Raw genomic sequence first — 11,141 nt, 5'->3', positions numbered from 1 at the left:
GGCTCACCAGTCGAGGGCCGATCGTGATACGCGTTGTCACGAGGATCGGCGAAACACAGGCACCAGGTTCTCGTTACGGTTACGTTATAAAGGCAGTGCAGTAAACGGGCGGGGGGAAGGAAGTATTCGCCAATGTCTGTTGCCACGCCGGGTTCTGCCGCCACGCCGGGTTCTGCCGCCACACCGGGAGCTGTCGACGCTCCGCCATCCACTGCCGCCGCGCCACGCCCGAGTCTGACCATGTCCGGTCAGCCATTGTCGTCGCCGTTGAGGGATGTATGGTCCCTGTCCCGGCACATGGTCGGCCACTTCGTCGAAAACGTCGCACCCTGCGGCACCCTGCCCGGCGACGCCATCCACGGCGACATCACCACCATCACCCGCACCTGCCTCGAACTCGCCATCAGCCTCCTCGACGGCCGCGACATCCCCGAAAAAACCGAACGCCTCAAAGACGCCGCCGCCGCCTGGGCCCGCGAAGGCGTCCCCATCGACACCATCCACCACGCCATCCACGAAGGCTTCAAAATCGGCTTCGACCTCGTCGTCACCAACGCCACCACCAAAAACACCAGCAATACCGGCAGCACCACCAGCGCGAGCACCGAACCCACACTCACCCTCACCCACACCGACTACACCAACCTCCTCCAAGGCGCCAAACTCCTCGTCGAAATCCTCGACACCATGACCACCGCCGTCTCCCACGCCTACGTCCGCGAACTCCGCGCCGTCGTCTCCGAACACCACAACGCCGTCCACACCCTCACCTCAGCACTCCTCGGCGGCCACCCCACCAGCACCATGGCCCGCGAATGCGGCATCGAAATCGCCGACAACTACCACATCCTCGCCCTCCACATCCCCCCACACCCCGACCAACACAACCCCCACCTCGACCCCACCATCATCGCCCGCCGCAAACTCCGACGCATCCAAGCCGCCCTCGCCACCACCACCCACACCACCACACTCTCCCTCCTGTCCACCGACGGCGGCACCCTGCTCATCCCCACCACCCACACCACACCCACCGACCTCGACCCCCTCATCACCCACCTCTCCCACGCCGCCCGCGTCCCCATCACCGCCACCACCACAACCACCACCACCACCGACATCCCCACCGCCACCGACCAAACCCACCAACTCCTCGACATGGTCACCCGCCTCGAATCCATCCCCGGCCTCTACCGATTCGACGACCTCGCCCTCGAATACCAACTCACCCGCCCCGGCCCCGGACGCGACCACCTCGGCACCCTCCTCAACCCCCTCGACCACCACCCCGAACTCCTCACCACCCTCCAAACCCACATCGCCAACAACCTCAACCGACAACGCACCGCCCGACTCCTCCACGTCCACACCAACACCGTCGACTACCGACTCAAACGCATCGCCCAACTCACCGGCTTCGACCCCACCCAAGCCAGCGGACTCTGGTACCTCCGCTCCGCCCTCGTCGCACGCACCTACACCACCAACTGAATCCGCGCCGGTGAGATGTTTCGCCGCACTCTCGGCCGCTGCCCCCGCTGCCGGTGTCAGCGGGCCGGACTATCGCGGATGGCGTCGACGTAGGCCCGGGAGACGGTGCAGGTCAACACATCGAGCATGTCGACGAGGAAGCCGCGGTCGGCCACCGGATCGGTGGTCCCGGTCCCACCGGCCGGATCGATCCGATTCAATGTGAGTTTGACGCCGTCGTGAATGGCGTGCTGCACCACATCGATCGGAATCCCGTCGCGCGCCCAGGCCGCCGCGGCCTCTTCCAATTTCCGCAGCGCGCAGGCCGCGCCGCTGGGGACGTCGCCCAGCAGAATGAGCGCCAATTCGAATCCCATCCGCATCACTATCGCGGGATCGGAATGCTTTGCGCTCCTGGTTTTTTCGGAATCGAATCCATTGCCCTCCGCGGATTCCGCATCCCAGGAGTCGTAGGCCGGCATCGCGCTCCTTCCGTGCGCCCGATCGCCATCGCACTGACGAAGGTAATGGCGGCACGCGGTGATTACGAGCACTCCGCTCGGGTTGGCCCAAACATCCGAACCACGACCCCCCGCGATTGTGAGATCTCCCGAATACGGAGCGAATTCAGTGCGCCCGGCCGGAATCCGGCCGCAACCGACCGGCCTGGACCAGCGTCAGATACGCCACCCGCTTACGCGGACATTCGTCACGACGGCAACCGCGATGACGCTGCATCGCCACATGCGCTTCCTGGACCGACATCGCATGCTCCGGGGCCTCGTGCGGCCACCCGATCGGCCAAACGGACCCGTCTCCCATTGCCACTCCCGCTGCGTCCGACTGCCGCCGAAACCGTGATAGCCTGAACGTGATACATGCTAGCGTGATAATCACGCAATTGAAAGCGATTGGGGCGGAAGAGATTTCGTCGAGCGAATGACCATCAGCCAGCAATGCCGAGATTCCGTGACCTCCCGGGGCACGCGTCGCGCCGATACGCTGACATCCATGGGAGCCCGATTACGTACCGCGCGAAAATTACTGCTGGGGCGCGAGATCGAACATATGCTCAGCGTGGCCGGAGTGAATCAGGCCGACGCCGCCCGGATCATCGACACCAGCCAGAGCCGGATCGCGATGCTGATCAACGGCGCCAGCTCGATCACCGTCGGTGACCTCGAACGACTCGCGGTCGCACTGGGTTTCACCGACCCGGGTTATCTCGACAGCCTCGAGGCATTGCGCCGCGACAACCACAAACGTGGCTTCTGGAATACCGGTCACCGCCGCGCCTATCTCGAAGAGTTACGCCTGCTGGTCGATCTCGAGGCACATGCCAGCGCACTACGGATCACCGAGGCCGAAATCGTGCCCGGCTTGATCCAGTGCGAGTCCTATATCCGTGCCCTGCACGAACCCTTACCGGCGCCCGACGGGGCCGTCCACGATCTCGCCGCGGTCACCGTGGAGGACTCCGTGCGGGCACGGATGGCGCGTCAGGACGTCCTCACCGGCGCCGGCGCCCCGCAATTTCACGCCGTCCTGTCCGAATCGTGTCTGCGCCGCGAATACGGCGGACGTTCGGTCATGGCCGAACAGCTGGAGTATCTACTCACCCTGTCCCATCGCCCCAACATCACCCTGCAGGTGCTGCCGTTCACCTCGGCCCCCCGGGGCGCGGGGATGGAGGATCGCTTCACTCTGGTGCGGGTGCCCTCCCCCGGCGCCGCCGGCGATCTGGATATGGCGATCGTGGAGAGCCAGGGCGATATTCGCTATATCGACGACAAACCCGCGGTTCGCGCGCGCGAGACCGTGTGGGACCGATTATCCGCGGCCGCAGCGGATCCCGATCGGTCACGGGCGTTCATCGACCGGATCGCGCGTTCGTTCCGACGCGAGAGCGTCACCGGGACGTGACCCTCCGTCCGTAATCTGCATAGCCTAAGGAGTGCCGGGCAGCTATGAGCGACAACGACTTTCCCTCACGTGACATCGACGCCAGCCGGCCTTCGGCGGCGCGGATGTACCACTACTATCTGTCCGGGCAGGCCCTGTTCGACGTCGACAAGGTCTTCGGCGAACGGGTGTTCGCAGCGTTTCCCCATATCGATTCCTGGGCCCGCCACAATCGCGAATTCCTGCGCCGTGCCGTGGATTTCATGGCGGCCGGCGGCATCCGGCAATTCCTGGACATCGGCGCCGGATTGCCCGCGGCGGGCAACACCCACGACATCGCGCGGGGGCGGTATCCGAGCGCCCGCGTCGTCTACGTCGACAACAACACCGAAGCGGTGGCGCGCACCCACGAGTTGTTACGCGGCACCGGCGTACTCGACGTCACCGCGGTCATCGATGCCGATCTGCGATGTCCCGATGACATTTTCGACCATTCCGAGACCCGCCGCCTGCTCGATCTGGACCAGCCGCTCGGACTGCTGATGGTCAATGTCTGGCCCTTCGTCGCCGACAGCGACCGCCCGTATCAGCTCATGGCGCAGCTGCGCGATCGCCTGCCGCGCGGCAGTTACGTAGCGATGAGCCATGCCGGTCCGGACGAGGCGGCCCCCGAGGCCGCCCACGGCCTGGCCGCCGCGGCGGAGCTCTACAAGCAGACCTCCGATCCGGTAACCCTGCGCCGCCGTGACGATTTCGCCGCCTTCTACGACGGCCTCGAACTCCTGGACCCCGGTATCGTGCACGCCCCCGAATGGCGGCCCGCGTCACCGGTGGACATAGGGGATCCGGCACGGCCGTGTAATTTCGCGGCCGTCGGCTACAAGCCGTAGCCGGCACGGTCGGCGCGGCGATCCGCGCATCGGTGCGCCGGCAGCTTTACTCCGTAGAAAGGGCATCCGATGACGCGGCCACCGACCTTCACCGTAGGCGAATTCCGAAAAGCCTCAGCCAGTTCCCCCCATCAGAACTGCGTGCGCGTCGCACGCAAACACGGGTGGACCGCCGTCTGGGACGACAAGCGCGCCACCGGCGCGACCACGACCGCCACCACCCTGGCGAAGACGGAAATACTGTTGCTGCGCGATGAGCAGTTCGAGAGCTATCAGACCGGAATTCGCGCCGGGCGCACCGATCGATTACCGATCACTCAGCTCCGGCGTTCCGACGGGCGCTTCGCGCTGCGGACCGACATCGACCAGCCCACAGCGGATGTCGAGTTGATCTTCGACCGAGCCGAGCTCGACGCCTTCCATCACGGGGTACGCACCCACGAATTCGACATCCACCGATTCGCTCCGGCGATCTTCGACAGAACCGAATCCTCCGATCCCACAACCGAACTCACGGCCAGAATGTCGGCCTAGCGGTTCGCATGTCCTGGTGCCCGCGGACGCGGGCACCGCCACCTCCGCCGATCAGTTCGCCTGTGGATCCGCTCCGGCCAGCGACACCCGGACCGTGACCCGGCCACGGTCGTCACGCGTGGCGACCGCGTGCCCGCTTCGATCCCCGCCCGGCAGATGCAGGGTCACCGGGCCGCCGTCACCGGTGAAATTGCGCCACCACTTCTTGCGATCGGGCATCGCCACCCCGATGAGAATCGAATCGCCCGAACGGCGGTAGTTGACCGGGGTCGTGAAGCTGTTGCCCGACCGCCGGCCCACATAGCTGATCTCGACGAAGCCCTTGCGCATCAGCGGGCCGAGAACCGGCGTCCGGGTCAGCGTCACCACCACCGAGTTGAGGCTGTTGATTACCGATTTCGCATTCATCCGACGTCTCCTGGGTCCAACCGTGACAGCGATCGTGCCGACTCTACCGACCATCGCCGCCGGCGGCCTCCAGCGGTGGCGGCCCTGACGGGCCGGATCCGGCCCACGGTGTTCACCCGCGCACCGACTTCCGGCAATCCGCCGGATTCGACTGATTTCCTTGGCTCACCAAACGTTGTCGGGGCACACTCTAAAGGTCGGCGTTCGGCGACGGGAGGACCGAATGTGACTGTGAGGACGGGCATATGAGGATTCGGCCGCGGCAACAATTGCTGGATCTGTGGCAGGCGATGGTGCGGTGTTGTCATCGCGACGGGACCTGGACCTGGGGCGGCAGACAGGGGTCGAATTCGATCAGCGACGCCGAGCAACTGCTGTGCCTGTTGTACCCGGCCACCGAGATCGGGGCGTTCGCGCTGGATCGGCCCAACGATATGCCCGCCGACACCCGTGCGGTGCTGGCGCCACTGGGCGAGCCCACCCGGGTCGGCGGCGTGCTGGTGGGCCTGCTCGAACAGTATCTGGACCGCTATACCGATGCCGCGGGTGAACCGATCTTCGCCGGTGGCAGCTACCTCGCCGCCGAGGGCGAGCAGCCGCCGACCGATGCGCAACGTGAGCTGGAGATCGTCGATTCCTACTCGATGTCGGTCAGCCTGTGCATCGCCTCGTTGCGCTTCCTGCGCGGCTTCCAGCGCTTCGTCAGCGGCGAAGTGCGCAGGGAAGCAAAGGAACTCGACGCTCGGGTCGAGGCTCTGCTGCCGGGCGTCGGGGCCCGGTTGACCGCGGCGATGACCGGTCTGGTGCGCAGTTTCGTGATTCACACCCCACCGCCCACCACACCCGCCGGGCAGGCCATCCTGCGCATGCTGGATCAGACCGGCGCACCGGTGGAGGAGGTGATCACCGCGGTCTCGGCACGGCTGGAACGCGTCCGAGTGCAGGCGGCCAACGACGTGAAGCTGGCCCAGACACCGGGCGTCGACCTCGCCGACGACCTGCTGTTGTTCGAATGCGGCTGGAGCTGGGGCGTCTTCCGCGATGCCGAGCCGATCGATTTCGTCACCCGCCGGGTCGCCGACGCCGCCGGACGCGCCGAGGCCCGCCCCTATCTGTATTTCACCGTGGTCGCACTCGACGGCATCGCCGACCTGTCCTCCCAGCGAACGCGAGAGCTGGACCTGCTCGACGACGCCCAGCGCCAGCTCGCCGACGCGCTACAGCTGCGTTCGGAGCTGACCCTGCGCTACTGGTCCACGGTGGCGCGGTTCGGCACCGGTCGCTGGCCGCTCGAGGACATTCCCTGGCGCACCTCCGACGGCGCGGAATCGGACTATTTCAGCCTCGCGATCGCGGCCATGCTGCTGCAGGATCTGGTGGCGCGGGAGAGCACCGACGATCTGACACGGACGGTCGCGGTCTTCGACCAGCTGGCCCGGCGCGGCCGGATCATCAGCCGGCTCACCGCCGACGATCCCGCCGCGGCCCTGCACCACCCCGGGGTGGCGCTGCGCCTGGCCGGTAGTGAGACCGTCGCCGGCGGTCCCCGATTGATCTGGCGCACACCCGATTTCGCCACCATGATGCTCAAGCGATGTCTGCAGGCGGCGCGCCTGTCGGGTGATGTCGCCACTCGCGACCAGCTGATGGAACTGGCCGAATCGGCGATGGATCACGTCGAGCGCCGCGTCATCGGCGGCGACGGTCCCGCCGCCGGCCTGTGGGACGATCCGGCCGCGGTCGTCGGGCACTCCGAATCCGGCGCCGCGCCACCGGACCTGCCCTCGTGGTTCCACACCGAGCGGGTGATGGAATGTCTCGTCGTCGCCTACAGCACGTTCCGGGAGCCCCCGCTCTCGCCCGCGACGATGATCGCGCGTGCGGTGGAACTGCTCAACGAGGCCGAACACCTGCTGAATCAGGAAATGCTGGAGGTGAGCCTGGACCGGTGGGTCGACGACCACGGTCCGGCCGAGCGCTCCTCGACGCTCACCGCGCTGACCCGCATCGAACAATCATTGGACCGGGCCCGCCGCCAGCTCCGCGAGCGGCCCGGTACCGCCTTCGCCCTGGCCAGTCAGGCGTTGATCCAGCTCGACGAGCTGGCCTACGCCCGCCAGGACGCGCGACGGTGAGGGCCGCGTAGTGCTCGTGTTCTCCACTTCGGACAAGGGCGGCACCGGCCGGTCGGTCACCAGCTGCAACCTCGCCTACCGGCTGTGCGCGACCGGCCGGAATGTGGCTTACGTCGATTTCGACTTCGGCTCGCCGACGGCCGGGGCACTGTTCGAGATCAGCACGGTCGAACGCGGTATTCCGGGCAACGGGGTGCACTCGTATCTGCTCGGCGATACCGGAACCGCCACCCGCATCGATGTCGGCGCCCGCACCGATCGGGTGGAATTGCGCCGGATCGCCTCGCGCAGCGGCAGATTGGTGTTGCTCCCCGGCGACGAGGGCGGCGCCGAATTCCTCACCTGCGACGACGCGATCGTCACCCGGTGCGCGGAACTGCTGCTGACGCTGGAACAGGAATTCGCCGTCGTGGTGGTCGATCTCAGCGCCGGCCGATCGGTGGCCCTCGACATCGTCCTGCGGGCCACCGCACTGCCGCAATTGCGCGCCCGCACCGCCCGCTGGCTGATCTTCCATCGCTGGACCCGCCAGCACATCCTGGCGGCGTCGGGACTCGTCCACGGGCCGCACGGGGTGCTGGAAACGGGCGCCGAATGCGGTCACGATCCGCAACGGCTGGCCGAGTCGATCCGATACGTGCGGACCGCGGTGGCCGCCGCCGACGCCCACCCGCTGGTATCGCGTGCCGCGCAGGCGGCCTGGCTGCAGGAGCAGGACGCCGCGCTCAAACGGCTGGCCTCGGCGAACCGGCTCGGCAGTACGGCGGTCCTGGGTGCCACCCCGATGGAACCGGTGCTGCAATGGCGCGAGCAGCTCATCCTCGACAGCGATGTCAACGCCCGTATCGCCAACGCCGAAACCGCCGCCGCGTACACCGAATTGGCACGCCGGCTCATCGACACCGCCACCTGGGAAAGGCTGTGAGCCGATGGCGCAGACATCAGGGCCGGACGAGGTCCGCGGCTACAGCGAGGCGAGCGAACGTCCCCGGATCGTGCCGATCGACCTGTCCCATCTGTCGATCGAGGTCGGCCATTTCCACCTCAACGACATCACCGACGACATCGACCTGGTGACCGCCGAGTTCCGGCGCATCGTGCCGCTGGTCGCGGCCTTCGTGGAATCGGCCCGGATCCGCTTCGGAGACGACGTCCGGGTCAGCACCTGCTATCTGATCGACGACTACTTCCAGCCCGATACCGACCCGGAGCAGATCCTCGGCAAACTCCTCGGGGCCGCCGAGGCGGCGGGGCTGCGCATCGACTATCTGGCACGCGAATCCGGCTGCTGGCAGACCTCGATCTTCGCCGACGGGGTACCGCTGGGCGAGACCGTGCCCGTCGCGGAGATGGTCGCCGCGCGCATCGTCGCCGAACCGGCCCCGCCCGACACCGGCGCCCGTCCCCCCACGGCGCAGTCGGGCTGGCTGTGCAACGGCCGACGCTCCTCGCTCGAGGAACCGGCTCAGGCGATGCGGGCGCGCACCTATCGGCCACCCGAGGAGTTCGGCCGCCGCGAGCATTCGATCTTCCTCGACGTCCAGCTGTGGAGTACCCGGACAGTGGACGGGGTGACCGAGACCCGCTGGTCGTGTCCCTTCCTGGCGGCGGTCTGGCATCTGCTGCGCCTGGGCATGCTGCGGTACCACGGTGCGGCGGTGGCCCAGCCACAGCTGTGGGATCGAGAACAGCCGTGGCCGCGCCGCTGGCACGATGTCGCGCCGGTACTCCAGCTCGAGCCCGACGCCGCACCGTTCGCGGCCTACCAGACGCTGTCGATGCTGCCGAAACGCTATATCGGGATCGAGCACGCGGTCCGGGTCATCCTCGACCATCTGGCACTCGACGACGATGTTCTCGAACAGGTGATCGCCGACGGCGCGAACAACGCGGTACCGGTGCCGATTCCGCACCAGGTGAGTGAGCGTCTGTCCCATCTGCTGCTCGACGGGTCCTGACCATGGTGGCGAGCACTCCGCTGGTGGCCCTCGGTGAAATCCGGACCTGCCTGCTGCCCTCGGCGACCGCACTGGGCCGCGCGGAGGCGGGCGAACTGCTGGCGCTGATGCCCGGTCGTGCGGTGCGATGGCGGGAAAGGCCGGGCACCCTTGCCGTTTCGCCGACGACCGCGGTCGGCATCGACTGCGATCTGCGTCTGGGTACCGCCGACACCGCGCGCATCGTCGGCACGGTCGCCACCAATGTCGTACTGGCCGGCGGCCGGCTGCTGCAGTCCTCCGCCCACACCCGGGTCGTCCGGGCGCGTGAGCGCCGCCGCCAGACCTGGTCGCACTACGTGAGCCGGGCCGGGGTGGCGGAGGTGATCAGCCGGGTGCCGGAACGAGCCACGGCCGCACCGGCACTGGTCGAGGGCTACCTCACCGACGTACTCGCGCCCGGACACACCGAGGTGCTGGACCTGGCCTCGATCAGCGAGCGACTGCTCGCCCGGATCCGCACCGCCCCGGCCCTCGATCAGGAGCCGCCGGTACGCACCGCGGGCACCCGGCTGCGCTGGGCCGCCCGCGTGGGCGGATCCGCCGGTCCCCGGGTGGCCCTGAGCCTCGACGACGAATCCACGCGATCGGTACGGGTGATCGTGCGCGAGGTGGACGATCTGGCCGCGGCGCAACGGTTCTGCGAGGATCTGGCCGCGCACGACTGGCTGCTGACGGCCACCGCGGCGGCACTCGAGCAGGCCGATCGGTTCGGCTCCCGCAGCCGCGAACGGCTCGACATCCTGGCCCCCGTCCTCGAGCACTTCACCGGATTGTGGATGCCCGGAGCGCACACGCCGGCCTCGCTGCGCACCCTGTGGCGCGATCTGCAATCCGATCCGGGAATGTCGCGGCAATGGAACACCCTGGCCGATCGCCTGCGCGACGCGATCGCCGTCGCGACCTTGAACGCGTTGCGGAACAAGGGTTTCGATACCGAGTGGTGAGCGGGTCAGGCCCGGAACCACTTCCGTACGAGCAGCGCGAAGAACACCGACATCGAGACGGTGCCCGCCCATGATTCGACGGCGAAGATCGGCCGCGCCGCGGCGCCCAGCCCCTCGGTGTCGCCGGGGCCGAGCGGGTTGAGAAAGCTCGTCACGCACATGTACACCGTCTCGGCCACCGACCGCGGGTCCGCGACCAGTACGCCGAGCAGTGTGAACACCACCAGTTGCACCGCCACCCAGCCCAGCAGCCAGAACGGCCGATATCCGTGGCCGCACAACACATCCGACAGCTGACCGGCCCACCGCCGCCAGCCCGGAGGCAAGGCCCGGGTGTTGGCGCGAGCCAGCTGCAGCCCGCACCGATCCTCGCCCCCGATGTCCTCGTTCATCCGGTACAGCCCCTCGGCACGCCGGTAGGCGAGGGCGGCGTGCACGGGCAGGCCGATCCCGAGCAGGTGCGCGCCGAGCCGCTCGTACACCTCCGCCAGCAGGGCCTGGCGTCGCGCCGACAAACGCAGCGGCCCACGGAATTCCACCTCCGCGGCGATCAGCGCGGCCGGGAGCGCGCTGGGCACCTGCCAGCCCTCCTCATCCGGGACCGGTGACCGGGCGGCGGCGTAGAGGTGCCGAAAGATCAAGCCGCCGTGACGCTGCCGGGACGGCGGCCGTTGCGCGACGGCCTCCTCCAGCTGGGTGAGTACGGCCTCGACCTGATCGTCGAGGAAATCGATCAGCTCGCGTTCGCGCCGGTCGGGGCGGTCCAGTTCCGCGGTGTATCCGGCTGCGCGCCGGGCGATTCCGGTCGATATCGACGCCACGACCGGTGATATCTCACCCATGCGGAAATTCTAATGA

The 11,141-nt window shown here is 67.7% G+C and carries 12 protein-coding genes; 8 read left to right on the top strand and 4 right to left on the bottom strand.

The window, feature by feature from the left end; translation table 11 throughout:
- Window positions 1-240 precede the first annotated feature (240 nt).
- A complete protein-coding gene (locus LKD76_RS11370; RefSeq protein WP_227980990.1) occupies window positions 241-1,491 on the top strand; it encodes a PucR family transcriptional regulator in 1,251 nt (416 codons plus the stop codon).
- 56 nt (window positions 1,492-1,547) lie between these two features.
- Here LKD76_RS11370 and LKD76_RS11365 read toward each other — a convergent pair whose 3' ends face one another.
- Entirely contained in the window at window positions 1,548-1,952 is a 405-nt protein-coding gene (locus tag LKD76_RS11365; RefSeq protein WP_227980989.1) for an RsbRD N-terminal domain-containing protein, read from the bottom strand.
- A gap of 145 nt (window positions 1,953-2,097) precedes the next feature.
- Window positions 2,098-2,235: a hypothetical protein gene (locus LKD76_RS11360; protein ID WP_227980988.1), complete on the bottom strand. Its 138-nt coding sequence runs from the start codon at window positions 2,233-2,235 to the stop codon at window positions 2,098-2,100.
- A 246-nt stretch (window positions 2,236-2,481) separates the two neighbouring features.
- Between LKD76_RS11360 and LKD76_RS11355 the strand changes: the two genes are divergently transcribed.
- From LKD76_RS11355 to LKD76_RS11345, 3 genes are all read left to right on the top strand, one after another.
- Window positions 2,482-3,393 carry a helix-turn-helix domain-containing protein gene (locus LKD76_RS11355; RefSeq protein WP_227980987.1) on the top strand — a complete coding sequence of 304 codons (912 nt, stop codon included), beginning with the start codon at window positions 2,482-2,484 and terminating at the stop codon, window positions 3,391-3,393.
- Window positions 3,394-3,437: 44 nt separating this feature from the next.
- The gene (locus LKD76_RS11350) at window positions 3,438-4,262 is read left to right on the top strand and encodes an SAM-dependent methyltransferase (protein ID WP_227980986.1); all 825 of its coding nucleotides are present in this window, start codon (window positions 3,438-3,440) and stop codon (window positions 4,260-4,262) included.
- A gap of 141 nt (window positions 4,263-4,403) precedes the next feature.
- Entirely contained in the window at window positions 4,404-4,796 is a 393-nt protein-coding gene (locus LKD76_RS11345) for a hypothetical protein (RefSeq protein WP_227980985.1), read from the top strand.
- Between the two features lie 51 nt (window positions 4,797-4,847).
- Here the strand turns inward: LKD76_RS11345 and LKD76_RS11340 are convergent, their stop codons facing one another.
- Entirely contained in the window at window positions 4,848-5,204 is a 357-nt protein-coding gene (locus tag LKD76_RS11340; protein ID WP_227980984.1) for a PNPOx family protein, read from the bottom strand.
- Window positions 5,205-5,449: 245 nt separating this feature from the next.
- Between LKD76_RS11340 and LKD76_RS11335 the strand changes: the two genes are divergently transcribed.
- From LKD76_RS11335 to LKD76_RS11320, 4 genes are read left to right on the top strand one after another with little or no spacing between them, the layout of a single operon-like run.
- Window positions 5,450-7,339, top strand: a complete 1,890-nt coding sequence (locus tag LKD76_RS11335; protein WP_227980983.1) for an SCO2524 family protein — start codon at window positions 5,450-5,452, stop codon at window positions 7,337-7,339.
- A 16-nt stretch (window positions 7,340-7,355) separates the two neighbouring features.
- The gene (locus LKD76_RS11330) at window positions 7,356-8,264 is read left to right on the top strand and encodes an SCO2523 family variant P-loop protein (RefSeq protein WP_227980982.1); all 909 of its coding nucleotides are present in this window, start codon (window positions 7,356-7,358) and stop codon (window positions 8,262-8,264) included.
- A 4-nt stretch (window positions 8,265-8,268) separates the two neighbouring features.
- Window positions 8,269-9,297 carry an SCO2522 family protein gene (locus LKD76_RS11325; protein ID WP_227980981.1) on the top strand — a complete coding sequence of 343 codons (1,029 nt, stop codon included), beginning with the start codon at window positions 8,269-8,271 and terminating at the stop codon, window positions 9,295-9,297.
- A gap of 2 nt (window positions 9,298-9,299) precedes the next feature.
- Complete coding sequence (locus tag LKD76_RS11320) at window positions 9,300-10,283, top strand: SCO2521 family protein (RefSeq protein ID WP_227980980.1); 984 nt, start codon at window positions 9,300-9,302, stop codon at window positions 10,281-10,283.
- A 5-nt stretch (window positions 10,284-10,288) separates the two neighbouring features.
- Here the strand turns inward: LKD76_RS11320 and LKD76_RS11315 are convergent, their stop codons facing one another.
- Window positions 10,289-11,125, bottom strand: coding sequence for a hypothetical protein (locus LKD76_RS11315; protein WP_227980979.1), 837 nt, complete (start codon window positions 11,123-11,125; stop codon window positions 10,289-10,291).
- Window positions 11,126-11,141: the final 16 nt, after the last annotated feature.

Origin of the sequence: Nocardia spumae, assembly GCF_020733635.1 — a bacterium.
Lineage (GTDB): Bacteria > Actinomycetota > Actinomycetes > Mycobacteriales > Mycobacteriaceae > Nocardia > Nocardia spumae.
Note: the sequence above shows the minus strand (reverse complement) of the source record. Positions and strands in the feature narration are given on the sequence as shown.

Bases quoted from the DNA above. Each gene is read 5' to 3' on its own strand.
- LKD76_RS11370 (WP_227980990.1), top strand. From the start codon at position 241: ATGTCCGGTCAGCCATTGTCGTCGCCGTTGAGGGATGTATGGTCCCTG.
- LKD76_RS11340 (WP_227980984.1), bottom strand. From the start codon at position 5,204: ATGAATGCGAAATCGGTAATCAACAGCCTCAACTCGGTGGTGGTGACG.
- LKD76_RS11335 (WP_227980983.1), top strand. From the start codon at position 5,450: ATGAGGATTCGGCCGCGGCAACAATTGCTGGATCTGTGGCAGGCGATG.
- LKD76_RS11315 (WP_227980979.1), bottom strand. From the start codon at position 11,125: ATGGGTGAGATATCACCGGTCGTGGCGTCGATATCGACCGGAATCGCC.
- LKD76_RS11320 (WP_227980980.1), top strand. From the start codon at position 9,300: ATGGTGGCGAGCACTCCGCTGGTGGCCCTCGGTGAAATCCGGACCTGC.
- LKD76_RS11360 (WP_227980988.1), bottom strand. From the start codon at position 2,235: ATGTCGGTCCAGGAAGCGCATGTGGCGATGCAGCGTCATCGCGGTTGC.
- LKD76_RS11350 (WP_227980986.1), top strand. From the start codon at position 3,438: ATGAGCGACAACGACTTTCCCTCACGTGACATCGACGCCAGCCGGCCT.
- LKD76_RS11325 (WP_227980981.1), top strand. From the start codon at position 8,269: ATGGCGCAGACATCAGGGCCGGACGAGGTCCGCGGCTACAGCGAGGCG.
- LKD76_RS11365 (WP_227980989.1), bottom strand. From the start codon at position 1,952: ATGCCGGCCTACGACTCCTGGGATGCGGAATCCGCGGAGGGCAATGGA.
- LKD76_RS11355 (WP_227980987.1), top strand. From the start codon at position 2,482: ATGGGAGCCCGATTACGTACCGCGCGAAAATTACTGCTGGGGCGCGAG.